The following is a 20,072-nucleotide window of genomic DNA, read 5'->3' as shown; positions in this document are numbered from 1 at the left end:
AAGCATCGCGGCCAAGGATGAGACAGGAACCTCTAGTAGCGGTAGGTGTCCGGCTTGTACGGGCCTTCGACGGCTACGCCGATGTAGTCGGCCTGGTCCTTGGACAGCTCGGTCAGCTTGACGCCGAGAGCGTCCAGGTGCAGGCGCGCGACCTTCTCGTCGAGGTGCTTGGGCAGCACGTAGACCTGCTTGTCGTACTCACCCTGCTTGGTGAACAGCTCGACCTGAGCGATGGTCTGGTTCGCGAAGGAGTTGCTCATCACGAAGCTCGGGTGACCGGTGGCGTTGCCCAGGTTCAGCAGCCGACCCTCGGACAGCATGATGATCGTGTGGCCATCGGCGAAGGTCCACTCGTGGACCTGCGGCTTGATCTCGTCCCGCTTGATGCCGGGCAGCTTGGCAAGGCCCGCGATGTCGATCTCGTTGTCGAAGTGACCGATGTTGCCGACGATCGCCTGGTGCTTCATCTGCTCCATGTGGGCAGCGGTGATGATGTCCTTGTTGCCGGTCGTGGTCACGAAGATGTCGACGATGGAGATCACGTCTTCGACGGTGGTGACCTGGTAGCCGTCCATCGCCGCCTGCAGCGCGCAGATCGGGTCGATCTCGGTGATGATCACCCGGGCGCCCTGGCCGCGCAGCGACTCCGCGCAGCCCTTGCCCACGTCGCCATAGCCGCAGACCAGCGCGACCTTGCCGCCGATCAGGGTGTCGGTGCCCGGTTGATGCCGTCGATCAGCGAGTGCCGGCAACCGTACTTGTTGTCGAACTTGGACTTGGTGACCGAGTCGTTCACGTTGATCGCCGGGAACAGCAGCGTGCCGGCCTTGTGCATCTCGTACAACCGGTGCACACCGGTGGTGGTCTCCTCGGTGACGCCCTTGATGCCGGCCGCCATCGTGGTGAACCGCTGCTTGTCGGTCGCGAGCGACTTGCGCAGCGTCTCCAGGACCACGTGGTATTCCTCGGGGTCACTGTCGTCGGGCTGCGGCACGGCACCGGCGGCCTCGAACTCGACGCCCTTGTGGACCAGCATGGTGGCGTCGCCGCCGTCGTCCAGGATCATGTTCGGGCCGGCCTCACCGGGCCAGCTCATCGCCTGGTCGGTGCACCACCAGTACTCCTCCAGCGTCTCGCCCTTCCAGGCGAAAACCGGCACGCCCTGCGGGTTCTCCGGGGTGCCGTTCGGGCCGACCGCGACGGCGGCCGCCGCCGCGTGGTCCTGGGTGGAGAAGATGTTGCAGGACACCCAGCGCACGGTGGCACCCAGCTCGACCAGCGTCTCGATCAGTACGGCGGTCTGGATGGTCATGTGCAGCGAGCCCATGATCCGAGCGCCCTTGAGCGGCTGGGTCTTGGCGTACTCGGCGCGGATCGACATCAGGCCGGGCATCTCGTGCTCGGCCAGCTTGATCTCCTTGCGGCCAAACGCGGCCAGCGAGAGGTCGGCGACCTTGAAGTCACCCGTGGTCGTGCTCATGTGTCTCCTTGAGTGGGTACGCGGGCGGGCCGTCAGGACGTTGCCGCGAGGCCTTCCAACAGGTTCTGGTGCTTGTTTTGCTCGTACGCGAGCCAATCCGACGGCAGCACCTCGGCCGGACGGGCGGGTTCGGCGGTGAACCAGTTCTGTACGGCCGCCGCCAGCTCCGCGTCGGTGCGCAGGCGCTGCGCGAACCCGACCTCGGTGAGGCTGATGCCGTAGTCGTTGAGCAGTTCCCGCAGCGTACGTAGGCGTTGCAGTTGCTCCGGCCCATACAGCCGGTAGCCCGACTCGGACCGGCCAGCGGCGACCAGTCCGGCCTGCTCGATGTAACGCAGCATCCGCGGCGACCACCCGGTGGTCTCCGCGGCTTCCTGGATCGTGAGCAGGTTCATCGAGGTCAACCTTAGCAGAGCAATGTCAAGGTTGCCTCAGGGTTGCCCGATGGTGCCGGCCTGGGTGAACCGGTCCGGTGGGCGCGCTGTCCCGAGCGCCATGCCGGCCAGCAGCTGGCCGATCGCCGGCGCGAACTTGAAGCCGTGGCCGGAGAAACCGCAGGCCACGGTGACCGGCCCAAGTTGGTCGATGACGAAGTCAGCGGACGCGGTGTTGTCGTAAAGACAGCTGACCGGCGTCGAGTCCTGCGCGTCCAGCCCGGGAAACCAGTCCTGGACGTACGCCCGCAAGGCCCGATCGGCCACTGGGTCCGGCTGGAAGTCGCGACTGTCCGGATCGACGACGGCCCGCCGGCGTGAAAGCCGACTTTCACGCCCTCGCCCGGAGCGAGCAGCCCGTAGGTATCAAAGCCGCCCTTTCGCCAATGCACGAAATTCGGCCAGGCGATGTCGTCGTGAATCGGACGGAAATGCCGCGGCTGTTCCTGCGTGACTCTGAGAGCGGGCAGTTTTCCTACCAATGCGGGCGTCCAGGGACCAGCGGCGACGATGACCCGCGGAGCCCTGACGGTGCCCGACGCGGTGTGAATATCGACCGGACCATCGTCGCCGACCACGTCGATCCGCTCAACCTGTTGCTCAAAGCGGAAATCGGCTTCGGCGGAGTGAAAAGCGGCGATCGCATCGGCGGCCTTCAGCCGACCAGCCTCAGGTTGGAAAAGCACCGGATCGGCGAATCGCATGCCCGGCCACCGCCGGCCCGCCTCCGCCGCGTCCAGCACCTCCGCGTCGACGTGCTCCACCGCCAGTGCTTCCAGCAGTCTGCGCAACTCTTGCGGCGCCATGCCGTGCTCGACTCCGCCGGTGGTTTCCAGCAGCGCTCGACCGGTCAGCGACTCCAACTGGCGCCATTGCGACAATGCTTCTTTCGCCAGCCTGATGTAGTCGACCGTGTCATAGACCAGACGAAAAAGCCGAGTCTCGCCGTGCGATCCGGCCCGGTCATGGCCAGCGGTGAACCTTTCCAGTACGACGACTTCGCGACCTGCCTCGGCCAGCGCCCAGGCGGCCGCCGAGCCCATCACGCCGGCACCGACGACGACTACGTCAGGCATCGGTCGTCCACGAACCTGCCAGCAGAGTCCCGAAAACCGACATCGACCGGAGCTTGGGGGCCGCCACCTCCAGCGGATTTTCCTCCGTGATCACCAGATCCGCGACCTCCCCGACCCGTACCAACCGGCGACCGCGGGTCGAGGCAGCGAGCGCCGCCGAGGCTGGCAGCTCCTGCTCGGGATGCCAGGACGGCCGGTCGTCGTCGCTGCGTTGCACCGCCGCGGCCACCGAAATCCACGGATCCAGCGGCGCGACCGGCGCGTCCGAGCCCAGGGCCAGTCGTACGCCAGCAGAAAGCAAGGCCGCGTAAGCAAAAGCACGGTCCGTACGGCCGGGCCAGTAGCGGTCCGCCACCTCGCGGTCGTCGACCGCGTGCTGCGGCTGGACGCTGGCGACCAGATCCAGGTCTGCGAACCGGCGGAAATCATCGATGGTCAGCAGTTGCGCGTGCTCGATGCTGCCACCGCAGCCGACCTGTTCGTACGCGTCCAGAGCCAGCGTGTTCGCGTGGTCACCAATCGCATGAACAGCCGCATCGATGCCGTGGGCGGCCGCTCGGCGCATCAGCGGAAACGAGTTCTTTCGGCGGCACCACCAAGTCGCCACGGCCGATTTCTTTTCCAGCACTGTCAAGGTAAGGCTGGTGACAGTACGCCGTACGGGTGTTCAGCGAGCCGTCGGTGATGACCTTCAGCCGGCCCATTTCCACCAGCCCGCCAGTGTCCGTCGGCTGAACGTCGCCGGTACGCCATCCGCGCTCAATCGCGTCGTCCAAATGCGCTTTGTAGACACCGCATTCGACCCGGAGGAAGGTCGTGCCGGCCCGTACCCGCCGAGTCCAGGCGGCGACGTTGAAGTCGTGTTCCAGCTCGACAACGCCGACGATTCCGCGAGCCGCGGCGGCTTTCGCGGCCTGGTGAACGGCCGCGTCCAGCCGATCCGGCGACAGCCCGGGGGGTGGCCAGCAGCGCGGCCATGAAGGCGGACTCCCGGAGCAGGCCGGTCGGATGGTCGGCGTGACCAACGAGCCGCAAAGCGGCCGAGTTATACCAGCCGCTGTGCAGATCGTTGGCCGCCAAGAAAACCGGCACCCCCGGCGCGACCGCGTCCAGGGCATCTCTGTGCGGCCCGTCCGGCCACAGCGCATCCCGGAAGCCGTAGCCAACCACCGGGCCGTCGACGCCGGCCGCCCGCTCGGCAACCAGCGCACACACCGCCGCGGCACTGGTCGCGGCCGGTGAGGTCGAGCCGCTGCCGAGACACCGCCCACTGCCCGAAATGTACGTGACTGTCCCAAAGTCCGGGCAGCACATACCGGCCGTCGAGGTCGACGGTCTCGGCCTTTCCCACGTACGGCGCGAGATCCGCCGCCGTCCCGATCGCCCGGACCCGGCCGTCGGCGATGAGCACGTCGACCAACCCGCCCACCGAACCGGATCCGGTCAGACTGACCAGCCGTGCGCGACGCAGCGCGAGCATGAAACCTCCAGCGATCGTCCACTCCCCGATCGCATCGTATGGTTAGGCTCTAGCAATAGACCTCCGCGCGGTCGATTTCGATCAAGGTGCCGGCGGAGCTGCCGTTCTTGTTGCCGGTGACCCGGATCCGCAGCGTGTGGGCGCCGGCCGAGAGCACCGGGCTGACGTAGTTCACCTGTTCGCCCGCTCGGTTGGCCGAGTAGAGGTCGATCGTTGTTTCGGCGCCGCCGTCAACAGACAGCGCGCGCCAGACCGACCGTAGTTCGTGTCCCGTTCCGAAAGCAGCGCGATCTGCTTACCGGTGAACGAATACGTGGCGGTGTCGCCGGCAGTGCCGTCCCAATGGTCGTCGCCGAAGAAACACTGGACGCCGCAGCCAGCTCCGGACATCCAACCGGTGCCGGCGTACGCGACGCTGCCGCCAGCGCTCGTACGGCCGTCGTCGTTGATCCAGCCCTGCATGGCGCCCGGGTCGCCGGCCGGCAGCGACTGGGTGGCGCCGGCCGCGAGCGGGCTGCCCAGATTCGGGCTGCCGTCGGCGTTGAACCCGATCTTCTGCGCCCGGGTCGTCCGCCCGTCGTACGTGTACGCGGACGTGTTCTTCGCGCCGTACACCATCCAGGTCTGGCTGCCGTCGGGCGAGGTGAAGAACGCGTTGTGGCCTGGCCCGTACACCCCGGCCGAGTCGTTGCGGGAGAAGACCGCGCCGGAGTGCTGCACCCAGTTGCTGGCCACCAGCGGATCGGCGCCGTCGTTCAACGACTGCTCCCACAGCTGGTAATCCGGCTTGCCGGTGTCGCAGGTCGAATAGACCAGCCAGGTTTTCCCGCCGCTGTGCACAAACTCCGGCGCCTCTCGGACGGTGTCGGTGGTGCAGCCGGCGGCCGGCAGGTAGACGCCGTTGCCACTGACCGTCCACGGGTTCCACAGCGGCGCGATGTAGAGCGAGTTGTTGCCGTTGAATTTGCTCGAAAATCCGAGATAGAGACTGCCGTTACGCTGCAACAACGTCGGGTCGATGCCCCACTGGTTCAGGTTCGGCGGCTGCAGTTTGGCCTTGAAGTGATACGGCCCCAGCGGGTCGGTGCCGCTCGATTCGACCACATAGACCCGGTGGTTGGCGTCCGTGCCGTTGTCGGCGGTGTAGTAGATATACCAATGGCCGTTGACAAGATAGAACTCCGGCGCCCACATCTGCTGGTTGCGGCTGGCGTCGTTGTCGGTCCACACCTGGTGCGCGGGCGCGGCCAGCAACAACAGGTTCAGCGACGACGCTTTCCAGATCCGGATCGCGTCGCCCTGCGTGGTGGAAAGATAGTAATTGCCCTGATACCACGTCATAAAAGGATCAGGTCCCGGATTGAGCGGATTCCGGAAGGTCGTCGAAATAGTCGCGGCCTCAGTTGCCGGCGCACCCACATACGCCAGCGCGAGAAAGACAGCGGCAAAAAGAGCAAGACTCCGGATCAGGCGTGACATGGCCACCTCACGAATGCTGCTCGGGACACAAGTTGATCAGGGTTTTACACGGGTCCCGCCGAGCCGTACAGACACTCGGCGGGATATCCGCGAATCGGCTCTAGTGTCCTGCGTCTGAGGTTCGTTGCTTTATTCGGTGATCCAGACGGTGATCTGAGTGCGCCGGAGGATCGCCCTCATACTGGTGCGTATGTGGGCGATTCTCCGGTGCTCTCAGTCGCCGTCTGGGCGCCGGAGAAAGTAGCGAACCTCAGACGCAGGACGCTAGTTGACGCCCGGCCACATCCCGGGCGTCCTGCGGCCGGGCCAGCGGCCCATGCGTACACGGGGGCAGCCCGCCGACCGGCGGCTCGCCCCCGAAGAAGTCGCGGAAGGCGTAGTAGAGCACCTCGCAGTCGCAGTGGCCGCCACGCTCATTCAGCCAGTCATCCAGCCCGGCCAGCCGGGCGAGCTGCGCGTGCTGCCAGCGGTGCACCCACCGGAAGTCCCGCTCGCACTCCTGGGTGTCCACCATCCGGTAGAGATAGCAGGGCAGGCACTCGTCCGGCAGCGGCGCGGTCTCCTGATCCGGCACCCCCTCCACCTCGCGGTCCAGCCGCCCCAGGTCCGGTTCGTCGCCCTCGAAACCCGCAGTCGTCCGCATTCCCATCACTGCCTCCTGGTCGTGGTTCGCCAACACGACCAGGATCGGGACGGGGACCGACAGAATCGCGCCGCAGCGCTTTTCGGCGTACGGCGTTTAAGGACGCCTTCCCCCGGTCTATGCGTCCGCGACGGTAGCGACGAAGAGGCGGGCGGTGTCGGAGCTGGTGGCGGTCAGCTCCGGGTCCGACGCCGGCGACCACGCCGACTCGCCGGAGCGCAGCGTCAGCTCATCAATGCCGTTAGAGACAGTGGCCTCCCCCTGCAGACAGAACAACACCCGCGGGCCACCGGTGCCGGGCAGTACGACGGGAGCCGGGGTCGGGTCGACCTCGGACAGCGCGAACTCAGCGGTAGGCGTGTCCCAGCGAGATGCCGTACGACCAACGGCGTCCGGCAGCACGTACGGCGGCGGCTCGGCCGTGAAGTCCATGATCCGGAGCAACTCGTCCACATCGACATACTTGCTGGTCAGGCCACCGCGCAGGACATTGTCCGAAGCGGCCATGATCTCCATGCCGGCACCTCGGACGTACGCGTGCGGGCTGCCGGCGGCGAGGTAGATGCCCTCGTCCGCGGACAGCCGCACGTAGTTGAGGGTCAGTGCGACCAGCACGCCTGGGTCACCGGGATAGCGGTCGGCGAGCTCCGCGATCGTGTACGCGCGCGGCGATCCCTCCGCGTGGCAGGCCTCGACCAGCTCCCCGTACGACAGCGCATCGGCGTCGCGTAGGCCGAGCATCTCGGTGACCACCGATTCCAGCTGCCCCTCGCGCAGCCGCGGCACCCAGGCCAGCGCTGGTTTCCAGCCCAGCTTTTCCAGGAAATCAGCGGTCTGGGCGGTCTCGGCGAAACCGGCGAGGGCGTCGGTATCCATGATGGCGACCAGCAGCTCGGGTTTGTGGCTGGCGTCTTTGTAGCGCCGCTCAGCCGCATCCATCGGTACGCCGGCGGCTTCCTCGGCTTCGAAACCAGCCAGCGCCTGCACCGAGTTTGGGTGCACCTGCAGCGAAAGTGGCCGGTCCGCAGCCAGCAGCTTGAGCAGGAACGGCAGCCGACTGCCGTAGCGACGGACCACCGCCGCCCCCCCCAGCTCACCCTCCGGATCGGCGGCGATCAAGGCATCCAGGCCCTGACCGTCCACAGTGGCCGGATCGGCCGGATGGGCGCCCAGCCACAGCTCGGCCTCCGGCTCCTGGGTTGGTGTCGGTCGACCCTGTACGGCGGCGATCACCTGGTGCGAACCCCAGTCGTACGGGCGGATCGGGCCGGTCAGTCGGCGCATCTTCAGCTGTCCACTTTCGACGGTTGCCGGCTGATGTCCGGCTCCAGGTAAATGACTCTCGCGATAGGTACGGCCGCTCGGATCTTCGCCTCGGCGGCGTCGATCGCGGCCGCCACCGCACTGGCCGTGTCGTCGTCGTGTTTGACGGCGATTTTGGCCGCTACCAACAACTCGTCCGGGCCCAGGTGCATCGTTCGCATGTGGATAATGCCGTCGACATGCTCGACGGAATTGATCGCCGCTTCGATCTGGCGAATCACGTCACTGGACGCGGACTCACCCAGGAGCAGACTTTTGGTCTCCACCATCAGGAAAACCGCCACCGCGACCAACAGGAAGCCGATTGCGAGCGTACCAACGCCGCCGTCCCACACGCCATTTCCGGTAATGAGCGTCAGACCCACCCCGAAAAGCGCGAAAAACGAGACCGATCAGCGCCGCGGTGTCTTCCAACAGCACGACCGGCAGCTCAGGAGCCTTGGCACGGCGCAGAAACTGGATCCACGAGACGGCACCGCGGGTGCGGTTGGACTCATGCACGGCCGTACGGAACGAAAATCCCTCCAGCCCGATCGCGATCACCAGCACCGCGACCGGCACCCACCGCCAGGACTCGATTGGCTCCGGGTGCTGGATCTTCTCGAATCCCTCGTACACCGCGAAAAGTCCACCGAGGGTGAACAACACGATCGAGACCAGGAATGCGTAAACGTACCGTTCGCGCCCGTACCCGAACGGATGATCCGGCGTTGCCTGCCGCCGCGACCGTTTGCCGCCGATCAGCAACAGAACCTGGTTGCCAGAGTCGGCGACCGAGTGAATGCCCTCAGCCAGCATCGACGAAGAACCCGTCAACGCGAAGGCGATCAACTTCGTCACCGCGATCCCAAGGTTCGCCGCCAACGCGGCGACAATCGCCTTGGGACTCTCCTCCGTGCTCACAAAGGCCTCCGCGCGGACCGCTCCTTCAGCTCGCTGACGGCTGGTACGACGACAGGGTCGATGCCATGGCCGAGCGCCAGGTAGAGCGACGCGAAATCGGTGACGGCGATCAGCGAGGCCAGCCGCTCCAGCAGCGAGGCACCCTCGGCGCTGATGACGCTGATGCCGACCCCTCGCTCGGTGGCGAGGTCCTCGACGACGTCAGCGCGCGCTGAGTCCGGACGTACCGGCTCGGCGCCTTCCAGCTCAACGCCGGCCTCTTCGGGCTCATCACGCAGCAACACGACCCGCAGGCGAGTGGGATCGGGGGCGTTGGCGGCCTCCTCGTCCTCCTCATACGGGTCGGCGAAGATGTCCTTCGGGCCGGCCACCGAACCGTAGATGCCGTCCAACAAACCAACCCGGCCGCGGCTCGCCTCCAGCAAGCCGCCGGACGAGGCTGGATAGCGCGCGTTGGCGGCCAGCGAGTCGGCAACCCGGCTGGCGGCCACGGTGGCGAGCCGCGACGAGCCCCAGACCACCGGAATCGTGCCGGCGAGGTCCATCGCGAGCGTCTTGGCCGGGTTGGTGAAGGTCTCCGCGGTCGGCCGGCAGCGCTCGGCGTCCGCGTCGAGCCTGGACGCGGCCTCGGCGATGTCGGTCTCGGTAATCGACGCGAGGCCCAGCGCACGGCCGGTCAGCAACACCGGCGCGGTCAGGCCCCAGAGACTCACCCAAGCGGGGCGTCGGCGCGGCACCGGGATGAACGGCGCACGCGCGCGCTCCGCGTACGACTGCAGCTCCGAATCGGGCGCGCCAATCGCCACCAGGCGGGCGCCACGAGCGGCCGCCGCATCGGCGGCGGCCAGCGCCTCCGGGCCGCGGCCAGAGGCGGAGACCGCGATGACGACGTCAGCGGCACCGACCCAGCCGGGGATGCCGGCACTGCGGTGCGCGAGCACCGGGACCGGGCAACGCGGGCCGGCGACGGCGGCGAGGATGTCGGGCCGTACGCGCGGCCGTCCCGACGCCGGCGACCACCACGGCCCGCGGTCGGCCCTCGTCGCCGAGCACCTGCAGGCCGGCCTCCGCGGTCAGCTGGCTGGCCTCCCGCAGTTGGGCTCCGGCGCCGGCGATGCCACGCAGCAGCTGGGCCGAGTCGAAGGTGTGCATGCTGGCCGGGTCGTCCAGCCGCTCGGCGACGAAGGTGCCGGGTGCGGTCATTTCTTCGCGGTGGCGTGGCGGGCCTCGTCCACCAACAGCACCGGGATGCCGTCGGAGATCGGGTAGACCCGGTCACATCCGGTGCAGGCCAATTCGCCGGCGCCGGCCGCGGCGGCCGGGTCGTACTTCAGCGGCGCGTGGTCCTGGGGGCAAGCCAGGATGTCCAGCAGCGTCTTGTCGAGTGTCACCGTGTCTCCTCATTCGCGGCCCGGATGATCCAGGACGTCGTCCCGCAGCGCCTCCATCCTGTCAGCATCGCCTGCCTCGACGTTCAGCCGCAGCAGGGGTTCGGTGTTGCTCGGGCGCAGGTTGAACCAGCAGCCGTCCGGCAGAGTCACGGTCAGCCCGTCCAGCCGGTCCTCGACAGCGCCAGGACGGCCCTCGTACGCGCGCGCTACCGCCGCGGTGCACGCGGCCTGGTCGTCGACGGTCGAGTTGATCTCCCCAGAGCCCACATATCGGCAGAACTTCTCCGTCAACGCCGACAGCGGACGATCCTGTTCGCCCAGAGCGGACAACACGTGCAGCGCGGCGAGCATGCCGGTGTCGGCACGCCAGAAGTCGCGGAAGTAGTAGTGTGCGCCGAGTGCTCGCCGCCGAAGACCGCGCCCGTACGCGCCATCTCGGCCTTGATGAACGAATGACCGACACGCGTACGTACAGGCTCGCCGCCGTGCTCCTTGACGATGTCCGGAACCGCCCGCGAGGTGATCAGGTTGTGGATGATCGTGCCGCCCGGGTGCTTGGCCAGCTCCCGTACGGCGACCAGCGCGGCGATCGCGGACGGCGAGACCGGCTCGCCGCGCTCGTCAACCACGAAACAGCGGTCAGCGTCGCCGTCGAAGGCGAGACCGGCGTCCGCGCCCTCCGCGGTGACCCTCGCGCGCAGGTCGACCAGGTTCGCCGGGTCGAGCGGATTGGCCTCGTGGTTCGGAAAGTTGCCGTCCAGCTCGAAATACATCGGGATCACGTCGATCGGCAGGCCGGCGAAGACGGCCGGCACGGTGTGGCCGCCCATCCCGTTGCCGGCGTCGACGACAACCTTCAGCGGCCGGCAGCCATCCAGCGGCACGAGGTTGAGCAAATGCCGTGCGTACGCGTCGAGGAGGTCGACCTTGGACGTTGTCCCGGTTTGCGGCCGGCCGTGGGGTGGCTCGGCCAGCAGCAGCTCGGTGCTGGCGCGGATCTCGGCGAGGCCGGTGTCCTGGCCGATCGATTGCGGCACCGGCCCGGCACAGCTTGATGCCGTTGTAGCGGGCCGGGTTGTGGCTGGCGGTGAACATCGCGCCCGGCGCGTCCAGGTGACCGGACGCGAAGTAGAGCATGTCGGTCGACCCGAGGCCGGCATCCAGCACGTCCAGCCCACGACTGCGGACGCCGGCCGCGAAGGCGTCCGACAGCGGGATCGAGGACTCGCGCATGTCGTACGCGATGACCACCCGCTTCGCGCCATCCGCGGCCACGAGCTGGGCAAACGCCTCACCCAACGCGGTCGCAACGGTCTCGTCGAGGTCGTCCGGGACAACACCGCGGACGTCGTACGCCTTCACGGTCCGGGACAGATCGCGGTGGGTCTGCGCGGGCACGTGGGCTCCTTATGGGCAGGTCGGCAAGTCGATCCGAGCCTATCCGGACCGCGCCGGCAGCGACTCAACCCAGAGTCGAGCCCTCGTACCCCTCTGAGGACTGACTCCCGTACCCCTGAGGTCTTGTCCACCGGGGGGACCCCCACGCACGCGGGGTCCCCGTGGACATCAGCCGTTCCAGCCCGTGGTGGCGTTGCCGGCGCTGTACGAGTGGCTGCCCGCGCCGGCCAGCTGACCGCCGTCGACGATCAGATACTCGTCCCGGATCGGCCGGCCGGCGAACCACGACTCCAGGATCTCCCGGGTGCCGGCGGCATAGCGGGTCTGCGCGGACAACGACGACCCGGAGATGTGTGGCGTCATGCCGTGGTGCGGCATGGTCCGCCACGGGTGGTCAGCCGGCGCTGGTTGCGGGAACCAGACATCACCCGCATAACCGGCGAGCTGTCCGCTCTCCAGCGCTCGTACGATCGCGTCCCGGTCGGCGATCTTCGCGCGAGCGGTGTTCACCAGGTAGGCACCGCGTTTCATCGTGCTGATCAGCTTGTCGTCGAACAGGCCCTCGGTTTCCGGGTGCAGCGGCGCGTTGATGGTGACCACGTCACAGTGCGGCACCATGTCCTGCGCGGTCGGGTGGAAGGTCAAGCCGAGCTCCTGCTCCACTTCAGCCGGCAGCCGGTGCCGATCGGTGTAGTGCAGCCGCATGTCGAAAGGCTTCAACCGGCGCAAAACCGCGAGCCCGATCCGGCCGGCCGCGACCGTACCAACATCCATTCCCTCCACGTCGTACGAGCGGGAAACCGCGTCGGCGATGTTCCAGCCACCGTCGACGACGATCTTGTACGACGGAATGTAGTTGCGTACCAACGAAAGGATCATCATCACCACGTGCTCAGCGACGCTGATGCTGTTACTGTAGGTCACTTCGGTGACGGTGATGCCACGATCGATGGCGGCCTGCAGATCGACGTGGTCCGAACCAATGCCGGCGGTGATCGCGATTTTCAGGTTCTTCGCCTTGGCGATTCGCTCCGCGGTCAGGTAAGCCGGCCAGAATGGCTGCGAAATCACCACGTCGGCGTCCACCAGCTCGCGGTCGAACTCCGAGTCGGCGCCATCCCTGTGTCGGAGGTGACGACCAGCGTGTGGCCGTTCTTTTCCAGGAATGACCGCAGTCCCAGCTCACCGGACACACTGCCGAGCAGCTGCCCCGGAATGAAGTCGATCCCTTCTGGGCTGGGCAGCGTCTGCCCGCCCGGATAGCCGTCGACCAGCGGTAACCCGTCCCGGGCGTACGACTTCGGATAGCCGTCGACCGGGTCGTCGTAGAGAACACAAAGGATTTTCGCCATTGCCGCCTCCAAAGGCTGAGCGAGGTGATGCTGCCCACCCTGCTCTGCCCGGAGAAACCCGTCAAAACGTTTGTTTCTCTCGGTTGATAGCCGCTGGCTATCAACTCGGCAGCACCACTCCGTACCGCGCGGCGAGCGCGCGCATCGCATCCGCCGACGCACGTCCGTTCTCCTTGCCACGTCGAGCAAAGCCGTCACCATCATCGGCTGCGGCTCGCGGTCCGCGATCAGCAAACCCACCTGCGGATGCCACGACTGGTCCGCCACCGGCACACCCGCATTCCTTCCGGCACGCCGAGCGGATAAAGCCAGGCATGCGCGATCACACTGGACCAGCGGTGGGTAGCCACATGGGCGTACAAAGCCGAAATCGTGTCGGTCTCGATCGCCGGCGACGCCACCACCCCGGCTTCGCTGAAGAAACCATCGAGAATGCGTCGATTCTGCATGACGTCCAACAACAGACACAGTGGTGTCTGGGAAATCTCCGCCCAGGTAACCGATGACTGCGCCCCGAATTCGCTGTCCAACGGGGTCAGGAAAAGGTAATGCTCCTCATAAAGCGCCACCGTCCGTACGCCCGGAACCGGCTCGTTGTCGAGATAACTCACCCCGACATCGAGGTCGGCATCAGCCAACCGGCGCAGAATATCGCGCGACGACAATGCCTCCAGCGAAGCCTTGGCGAGCGGATGCTCGACACACAGCGGAGTGGTCAACAACGCCGTCGCATTCAAGGCGGTGGGAATCGCCCCGACTCGCAACTGCCCGGTCAGGCCCTCCCGCATCGCGCTGATCTCGTCCTCAAGCGCATTTCGCTCAGCCAGGATCCGCCGCGCCCACATCACCACCCGCTCGCCCTCCGGCGTGAACCCGGCGAATCGGCGGCCTCGGCGTACCAGCGGCACCCCGAGCTCGTCCTCCAGCTTGCGGATCGCGTCCGACAACGACGGCTGCGACACATGACACTCCGCCGCCGCCCGCGCGAAATGCCGCTTCGCCGCCAACGCCGTCAAATACTCCAACTGCCGCAACAGCACGGTCTACCCACCAACGATCTTCTGCACCAGTTTCCACACACCTGTCGAGGGATTTCTCAGATGCTCCTCACCAGCAGGTGCCAGTCGCTGCCCACGTTTGACGGCAGCGACAATGCCGGGCGCGAAATCCAGAATTCGAATCTCGTTCTTGTCGTAAGCGGATATATACGCTCGGAGCTTGCACAAGACTTCTCGACAACCCCGCAGATGCGCCCGACAGTCGGAGAAAAAAATGTGCAGTAGCCACAGCTCAAAACAGGGGTTGGAAACCGCCAGCAAGATATCCTCGCGCTCTGCGCGCGATATCGCCCCCGCCATCTCAAACTCATCTACGTCAGTAACACACCAGACCTCGTCATAGACGTCTGGAGCCTGGTCCCGCTTGATCGCTGCGTATGCTACCAACCTGTCCGGACTCTCAGCTTTCTTGCAAATCGTAAAGCAGATATCTGGCCGACAACTGCCGGCCTCCTGCAGACCACGAAAGTATCTGGGCTCGGTCTGCAGCCCGCCGCACACGATCAATATGTGCGTTCGTTCTTCACGCATCGCCATCCGACGGCGACGCGTATTCCCGAGACGGCCTCTGTTTGTCACCCGGCGCGCAAGGTATCGGCGAAGTCGACCGGACTTACGAGTGGCACGGCTCCGTAGCTGCCACCTAGGTATCTGCGCTCGGTATTCTGGTCCTTACGAGGCTTGAAATCGCTCAGCGGGAAGAGCTTGCTCTCGCCCCACGTGAGTCCTTTTCTACGAACCATATCTGGTCTCGATCGAGAACCCGCTCGCCCAGCAGAGTCCCCAACAGACTTGTGTCATGCGATGCGAAGACAAGCTGCGCGGACTGTGGGTTGGTTTCCCTTTCCTGAAACAGACCAATGAGAGCCGCCATCAGGAGCGGATGAAGGTTGGTGTCGCTCTCGTCCAGAACGAGCATCGAACCGTTGCCGAGCACCGCCAGCACGTCAGGCAGGAGCCCTACCCAACAACGAGTTCCAGCTGACTCATCCATGAAGTCAAATGGTTCATCCGATCCATTGTGGAAAAAATGCAAGGCGAGCCGGCGTGAACTGTCGTTGTTCAAAGCGTAATCCCGCCGGTTCACCGACGGCATCTGACCACGGATCGCAGCAAGGTCCTCAACCTCCACCCGAACGTCCGAAATTCCCAGATCAGCTGCCGCTAGTAGCGCCACTACCTGGTGCTGCCGCTCGGGTTCCTGCCATAGAAGGTTGGCAAACCGTCCAGCAGCCGGTGGTCGCCCCTCCTGCCGTCCAGTCGCGAACCTCACCGCTCGCCGGAACCACTGGGCGACGGGTAGGACCGGCCCAAGATTCACCTGCGCTGCGAGGCTGAGGAAAAGCGCGTTCGGACGGATCAGCTCCTCCAAGGCAACCAGCTTGGCATGCGCCTCAACCGTGGACCCCAGAATGATCTGATCGCCATGTCGTTCGAAAATCTTTCGTGAGCGACGCTTGGGATAGGCATAAAGCCACTCCTGGATCACAGACTCATCGTCCACCTCGAACCCGTACGTGTACGGAACATCCTCGACGAACAGTTCGACGACAAAGGTCGAGGGCCGACCGACCACGCCTGGATTCAAACGGAAGGCACTACGGGGGATACCAGTATCGGTTTCCCATAGCCGAAATGACTCGACAACGGCTGTTCGCATGAACTCAAGCGCGTCCAGGAGGTTGGACTTACCGGACGCGTTGGCGCCGTACATCGCAGCTACTGGCACGACAGCGAACCCGGGGTCCGCGCCGCCAGGCATGAGCAGCAGCTCCTGCTCATCTGCAAACGAGCGGTGGTTACTGAAACGAAAGCTCCGCAACATCCAGCACCTCCGAGGAACTTAGATGGCCATCTGTACCAGTAAACCGCACAGATCGTCGGCTGACGCGCTCCAGGGCAGGGTTCGATGCCGTTCTCCGACCCTCTAGCGGGCTCCGGAAACGTCAGGAAAGCGCAGACCGCTAGGGAGGGGTCGGGAGGGCGCGGAGGTGACCCCGGCGGCCGGGGGGGTCGGTGGGGTCTGGCGGGGGCTGGGTGGGCGGGGCCGGGCGGCCGGCTTCGCGGACGGCGTCCGCGAGGGCGGACAGGTCGTCGCTGGTGGGCGCGGGGCACCTCGAAGTCACCATCCGGGCGGACCAGCTCCCAGCCGCGCGGCGCGGTCAGCCGCTTCGCATGCTCGGCACACAGGTCGTACGTGTGGGGTTCGTGCGAGGTGGCCAGTGGGCCCACCACGGCGGTCGAATCAGCATAAACGTACGTAAGTGTGGCGACCGCGGGCAGCGGGCATCCCGATCGGGAGCAGCTGCGGTGAGTCCTCACGACGGGCACGTTAGCCCGCCCAGGCCGCCCTGACCAACCTCGCCGGTCAGCACCACTGCCGCGCGCACGGGTGGCCGCGCTGGGCCACTCTCACTGCCTTGCTTCATCCGCCGTACCCCAGCTATCCGGTCAGGCACACTAAACATCGGGTTGAGACTCAAGTCATCTTCGCACCAATCCCCGACAGTTCGAAGACCGGCGCCAACGCAAACCGCCGCCACATGCCCGCGAGCACCAACTCTGTCGCCCCGAAGCTCTAGACTCGACCTCGTGACCGCCACGCACCGCAACCGGACGCGCGGGGCCCGGCGTGATCGCCGGGGCCGGGGAATGCGCGGCCTCCTCGCGCCGGTGTCGGTGCCGCTCTCGCGCAGCCGGTCCCAGCAGTTCGATGACCTGGTGCTCGACGCGGTCGAGCACCTGGAGGCGCGCTGGGCCAGCCAGCTGCGCCGGGTCGAGTTCGCGGTCGAGGACGTGCCCCCAGAGCTTCCGGCATATGACTCGGATGTGCTGGAAGACGGCGAAGTGCCGCTGGCCCGGCTGCTGCCAGCCGTGCAGAACAGCCGTGGCCGCCGAAGCGCCGCCCGAATCGTGCTCTATCGGCGACCGCTGGAAGTCCGCGCGATGGATCGCGAGGACCTCGCGGACCTGGTCCACGACGTCATCGTGGAGCAGGTGGCGAACCTGCTCGGCATCGACCCGGACGACCTGGAGCAAGGCCCCGAGGGGCCGAACGGGTCCGCGAAAAGCTGAGCCGCCGCATCCCCATGCGGCAGCGCAGTCGTCAGCTGACCCGGCGCTTGAGCTTGCGGCGCTCCCGTTCGGACAGCCCGCCCCAGATCCCGAAGCGTTCGTCATGCGCCAGCGCGTACTCCAGACATTCCGTCCGGACCTCGCAACGCGCAACCGGTGCAGATCCGCTTCGCCTCTCGGGTCGAACCACCCTTTTCCGGGAAGAACGCCTCCGGGTCCGTCTGGGCACACAGAGCGCGGTCCTGCCACTCTGGAGCCTCTTCCGGATAGGTTTCGGAGAGGAGAGCCTCTTCGAATTCTTCACCGCTCATCGCGGTGCCGTCACTTACTGTGCTGTCTACCGTGCTGTCCCTGCTGTCCATCTCACTCTGCCTCCTCGCCTTGACACCCCGGACTCGTGTCCGTGGTGCTGCGACCCCCTTGCGGTGGAAGCCTCGATTGGTCCCCGTTACAAATTACACGCGTGTAATGCACCCCAAGTCAAGCCGAGATCTGCTATAAAGCCGAGCTTTACCCTCGGCCGCTGGGCGTGTCCTGCCAACAACGGGCGTGTCGAGGCGGCTGACCGGTAGCACCGATCAGCCGCCAATCTATTGCCACGCCTCAAGAGTCGGTGCCGCGCCCCTCGCGCCGGGCGCGCTCCACGGCCTCCCGCATTTCCGGCGAGATGACCTGCGTGTGCTGGTCGTCATCGTCGTCAGGCGAGTACGACGAGGCCGGTTCCGGAGCCGACTGTGGCGCGCCCCACACCGCACTGGGTGGCGGCCCGGGCGGGCCCGGCGGCAATGACGCGGCCGGCGGGTCCGGGGGCGGCGTGAAGCCACCAAAGCGCGGCGGCTCGGGCGCGTTCGCGTTCGGCATGGTCCACATCCGCGTCGAGCCGTCGTCCGGGCCCTCGCCGGCCGGCGGGTACGGCGACGAATGCGCCCCACCCTGCGTGGGCGGCTGCGGTGGCGGCGGACCCCAGCTTGGCGTCGACGGCGGGCCAGCGGGACCGCCAGGACCAGCCGGACCGCCAGGAGCGGCGTACCGGCCGGGAGCGCCCGGTCCACCCGGGTAGGCGGGGCCGGGAGGGCCGGCCGCAGGCTCGCCAGGAGCACCCCAGCCGGGTGCCGCGGACGGACCACCATAACCGGGGCCAGCGGGTCGACCAGGGCCACCGGGCGGGCCGTATCCGGGCGGACCCTCCGGCGGCGGACCGCCATATGGGCTGCCCGGAGGCGGCGGATATCCGGGGCCACCAGGACCACCAGGACCGACTAGCACCGGCGGTGGACCACCAGGGCCGGCCGGCACCGGCGGCGGACCACCGTAGCCGGGCGGCGGCCGGTAGCCACCAGGATCGGGATAGCCGCCCTGTCCGGGCGGCGGGCCGTACCCGCCAGGACCGCCCGGACCGGCAGGACCGCCGGGGCCGGGGTACGAATGAGCAGGTGGGCCGCTGGGCACGGTCGGTCCACCGGGGCCACTGGGACCACCAGGACCGTTCAGGCCGCCAGGGCCGAAGGAACCAGGCCCTGGGCCGTACGAGCTGGGTCCGCCCGGTCCACCAGGGGCACTCGGACCGCCGGGCCCACCAGGAGCGCCGGGGCCGCCCGGACCACCAGGAGCACCCGGACCGCCGGGGCCGCCGGGGCCGAAGCTTCCGGGGCCGGGCAGCGGGCCAAACCCACTGCCGCTGGGACTGCCGGGGTCACTGGGACCGGCCGGAGCAGCGGGACCGCCCGGAGCACCGTAGCCAGCACCGGAAGGACCCCCGAACCCGCCCGGACCACCAGGGCCGGCCGGCCCAGAGGGGCCGTCATATCCGCCCGGACCGCCCGGAGCCGGCGGCCCGGAAGGACCTCCGAAAGCAGGCCCGTCGGACGGTCCACCGAAACCGCCGCTGGGTACCGGCGGAGCGGACGCGGGACGCGGCGTACCAAAACCCGGACCATCAGAAGGCCCGCCGAAGCCACCACCCGGAGCCGGCGGCGCCGACGACGGAGGCGGTGAGCCAAAAGCACCCGGGCCATCGGACGGTCCACCAAAACCACCACCTGGACCCGACGGCGGCGACAGCGTGAGGCCGCGCGCCGAAACCGCTGGGGCGGAGTCAAAAGCCGGCGAAGCTGGCGGAGTCGAAGCTGGCGAAGGCGCGGCGGGACCCGAAGGCCGGACCGTCCGACCGACTCCCGAACGGGCCGTCAGACGAAGACCCAGGTCCGTCCGAAGCAACGGCACCGAACCCGGCGGGAGCGGTCAAAGGGGCGTTGGCCGGCGGCGCGGACGACGGCCACGGGCTGCCCGCGCCCTCTCCAGGGCCGCCCGACGGGACCGGCCCACCGCCGAACAGACCCGGCTCGCCACCGCCTGGACCGCTCACCGAGGCGCCACTGACTGGCGCTGGTACGCCCGAAGCCGGCTCCGCGAACGGCGGGGCGGCCGGGCTGCCCGAAACAGCGACCGGCGGGAATCCGGCGCCCGGAGTCGGCTCGCCCACCGGCATTCGGTCAAATGCAGGAGAGCGCCCTCCACCGTGGCGCGCAGGTCGGCCGTGGCCGGCCCGCTCTCACCGCCACCGCCGTTGAAGAACCCGGCGACGAAGCTGATCAGCCCGAACAGCGCGGCCAGCGCGTACTCGCGAGGCGACTCGTAGCGACCACATGAGGCCCGCGCAGCTTGGGACGACGTACGTGGCGACCCGCAGCCGCGCCGACCAAAATCGTCGCGGACACACCCGCGGGCTGGTGCTCGCCTCAGCCGGTGTCGACGCCAGCAACCGTGTCCACTGACGCGCTCGCCCTGCTGCCGTTCGATCCTTACGCCTCGGCCCGAAAACTGCGCGAAAGGCTTGCGCGAAAGGCTCGGCGTCCGCCGTCGGCATCGTCATTTCCGAGCACGATGGGCTCGGGCCTGGCGAATCGCGTGGTTGGATGTGGCGATCGTGTCCGCCGTTCTGTCCCCCCTTCGCGACCATTCGCGGCGAAACCGACACCTA

Annotated in this window: 18 protein-coding genes and 8 pseudogenes; 1 reads left to right on the top strand and 25 read right to left on the bottom strand. The window is 67.2% G+C overall.

Translation table 11 applies throughout. The features are described 5' to 3' along the window. Window positions 1-32: 32 nt before the first annotated feature. The 21 genes and pseudogenes from ahcY to GNX96_RS43930 form a co-directional block, all read right to left on the bottom strand. Window positions 33-1,480, bottom strand: a pseudogene (gene ahcY / locus GNX96_RS44005) (adenosylhomocysteinase). A gap of 32 nt (window positions 1,481-1,512) precedes the next feature. Next, entirely contained in the window at window positions 1,513-1,875 is a 363-nt protein-coding gene (locus tag GNX96_RS44000; protein WP_163573403.1) for a MerR family transcriptional regulator, read from the bottom strand. Window positions 1,876-1,886: 11 nt separating this feature from the next. Continuing rightward, on the bottom strand, window positions 1,887-2,990 hold the full coding sequence (locus GNX96_RS67530; RefSeq protein ID WP_279583128.1) for an FAD-dependent oxidoreductase: 1,104 nt from the start codon (window positions 2,988-2,990) through the stop codon (window positions 1,887-1,889). After that, entirely contained in the window at window positions 2,983-3,555 is a 573-nt protein-coding gene (locus tag GNX96_RS59925) for an amidohydrolase family protein (protein WP_279583127.1), read from the bottom strand. The genes GNX96_RS67530 and GNX96_RS59925 overlap by 8 nt, the downstream gene beginning before the upstream one ends. Then, on the bottom strand, window positions 3,503-4,015 hold the full coding sequence (locus GNX96_RS59920; protein ID WP_279583126.1) for a hypothetical protein: 513 nt from the start codon (window positions 4,013-4,015) through the stop codon (window positions 3,503-3,505). Before GNX96_RS59920 ends, GNX96_RS59925 begins: the two co-directional genes overlap by 53 nt. A gap of 4 nt (window positions 4,016-4,019) precedes the next feature. Continuing rightward, window positions 4,020-4,304 (bottom strand): annotated as a pseudogene (locus GNX96_RS61935) (amidohydrolase family protein); the annotation flags it as partial. Beyond that, window positions 4,249-4,470 (bottom strand): annotated as a pseudogene (locus tag GNX96_RS66595) (hypothetical protein); the annotation flags it as partial. The pseudogenes GNX96_RS66595 and GNX96_RS61935, both read right to left, overlap by 56 nt. 49 nt (window positions 4,471-4,519) lie before the next feature. Further along, complete coding sequence (locus GNX96_RS59910) at window positions 4,520-4,645, bottom strand: hypothetical protein (protein WP_279583124.1); 126 nt, start codon at window positions 4,643-4,645, stop codon at window positions 4,520-4,522. Beyond that, entirely contained in the window at window positions 4,642-5,949 is a 1,308-nt protein-coding gene (locus tag GNX96_RS43985) for a glycoside hydrolase family 43 protein (RefSeq protein WP_279583123.1), read from the bottom strand. The genes GNX96_RS59910 and GNX96_RS43985 overlap by 4 nt, the downstream gene beginning before the upstream one ends. A gap of 250 nt (window positions 5,950-6,199) precedes the next feature. Beyond that, window positions 6,200-6,625 carry a DUF2695 domain-containing protein gene (locus GNX96_RS43980; protein ID WP_163573402.1) on the bottom strand — a complete coding sequence of 142 codons (426 nt, stop codon included), beginning with the start codon at window positions 6,623-6,625 and terminating at the stop codon, window positions 6,200-6,202. Between the two features lie 84 nt (window positions 6,626-6,709). Beyond that, on the bottom strand, window positions 6,710-7,876 hold the full coding sequence (manA, locus tag GNX96_RS43975; protein ID WP_163573401.1) for a mannose-6-phosphate isomerase, class I: 1,167 nt from the start codon (window positions 7,874-7,876) through the stop codon (window positions 6,710-6,712). Window positions 7,877-7,878: 2 nt separating this feature from the next. Continuing rightward, window positions 7,879-8,818 (bottom strand): annotated as a pseudogene (locus GNX96_RS43970) (cation diffusion facilitator family transporter). Beyond that, window positions 8,815-9,759, bottom strand: coding sequence for an SIS domain-containing protein (locus GNX96_RS43965; RefSeq protein ID WP_279583122.1), 945 nt, complete (start codon window positions 9,757-9,759; stop codon window positions 8,815-8,817). The pseudogene GNX96_RS43970 and the gene GNX96_RS43965 overlap by 4 nt, the downstream one beginning before the upstream one ends. Further along, a complete protein-coding gene (locus GNX96_RS59905; protein WP_279583121.1) occupies window positions 9,710-10,021 on the bottom strand; it encodes a hypothetical protein in 312 nt (103 codons plus the stop codon). Before GNX96_RS59905 ends, GNX96_RS43965 begins: the two co-directional genes overlap by 50 nt. Next, entirely contained in the window at window positions 10,018-10,209 is a 192-nt protein-coding gene (locus GNX96_RS43960; protein ID WP_163573400.1) for a Trm112 family protein, read from the bottom strand. Before GNX96_RS43960 ends, GNX96_RS59905 begins: the two co-directional genes overlap by 4 nt. A gap of 9 nt (window positions 10,210-10,218) precedes the next feature. Beyond that, window positions 10,219-11,607 (bottom strand): annotated as a pseudogene (locus tag GNX96_RS43955) (phosphomannomutase/phosphoglucomutase). A gap of 168 nt (window positions 11,608-11,775) precedes the next feature. Continuing rightward, window positions 11,776-12,959: pseudogene (locus GNX96_RS43950) on the bottom strand (NAD-dependent formate dehydrogenase). Between the two features lie 227 nt (window positions 12,960-13,186). Next, window positions 13,187-13,999: a LysR family transcriptional regulator gene (locus tag GNX96_RS43945; protein ID WP_279583120.1), complete on the bottom strand. Its 813-nt coding sequence runs from the start codon at window positions 13,997-13,999 to the stop codon at window positions 13,187-13,189. A gap of 3 nt (window positions 14,000-14,002) precedes the next feature. Then, the gene (locus tag GNX96_RS43940) at window positions 14,003-14,548 is read right to left on the bottom strand and encodes an RloB family protein (RefSeq protein WP_163573399.1); all 546 of its coding nucleotides are present in this window, start codon (window positions 14,546-14,548) and stop codon (window positions 14,003-14,005) included. Between the two features lie 160 nt (window positions 14,549-14,708). Next, window positions 14,709-15,842, bottom strand: a complete 1,134-nt coding sequence (locus tag GNX96_RS43935; RefSeq protein WP_279583119.1) for an AAA family ATPase — start codon at window positions 15,840-15,842, stop codon at window positions 14,709-14,711. Between the two features lie 139 nt (window positions 15,843-15,981). Continuing rightward, a pseudogene (locus tag GNX96_RS43930) lies at window positions 15,982-16,339 on the bottom strand (DUF3499 domain-containing protein). Between the two features lie 270 nt (window positions 16,340-16,609). Here GNX96_RS43930 and GNX96_RS43925 point away from each other — a divergent pair. After that, a complete protein-coding gene (locus GNX96_RS43925; protein ID WP_279583118.1) occupies window positions 16,610-17,092 on the top strand; it encodes a metallopeptidase family protein in 483 nt (160 codons plus the stop codon). A gap of 31 nt (window positions 17,093-17,123) precedes the next feature. Here the strand turns inward: GNX96_RS43925 and GNX96_RS43920 are convergent. The 4 genes and pseudogenes from GNX96_RS43920 to GNX96_RS43905 all read right to left on the bottom strand — a co-directional run bounded on the left by GNX96_RS43920 (window position 17,124) and on the right by GNX96_RS43905 (window position 19,580). Then, window positions 17,124-17,403: pseudogene (locus tag GNX96_RS43920) on the bottom strand (WhiB family transcriptional regulator). A gap of 292 nt (window positions 17,404-17,695) precedes the next feature. Further along, entirely contained in the window at window positions 17,696-18,541 is an 846-nt protein-coding gene (locus GNX96_RS43915; RefSeq protein ID WP_163573397.1) for a hypothetical protein, read from the bottom strand. 38 nt (window positions 18,542-18,579) lie between these two features. Further along, window positions 18,580-18,897: a hypothetical protein gene (locus GNX96_RS43910; RefSeq protein WP_163573396.1), complete on the bottom strand. Its 318-nt coding sequence runs from the start codon at window positions 18,895-18,897 to the stop codon at window positions 18,580-18,582. 290 nt (window positions 18,898-19,187) lie between these two features. Continuing rightward, complete coding sequence (locus tag GNX96_RS43905; protein ID WP_279583117.1) at window positions 19,188-19,580, bottom strand: hypothetical protein; 393 nt, start codon at window positions 19,578-19,580, stop codon at window positions 19,188-19,190. Between the last annotated feature and the right edge of the window lie 492 nt (window positions 19,581-20,072).

Origin of the sequence: Fodinicola feengrottensis (genome assembly GCF_010993775.1) — a bacterium.
GTDB classification, from domain to species: domain Bacteria; phylum Actinomycetota; class Actinomycetes; order Mycobacteriales; family HKI-0501; genus Fodinicola; species Fodinicola feengrottensis.
Note: the sequence above shows the minus strand (reverse complement) of the source record. Positions and strands in the feature narration are given on the sequence as shown.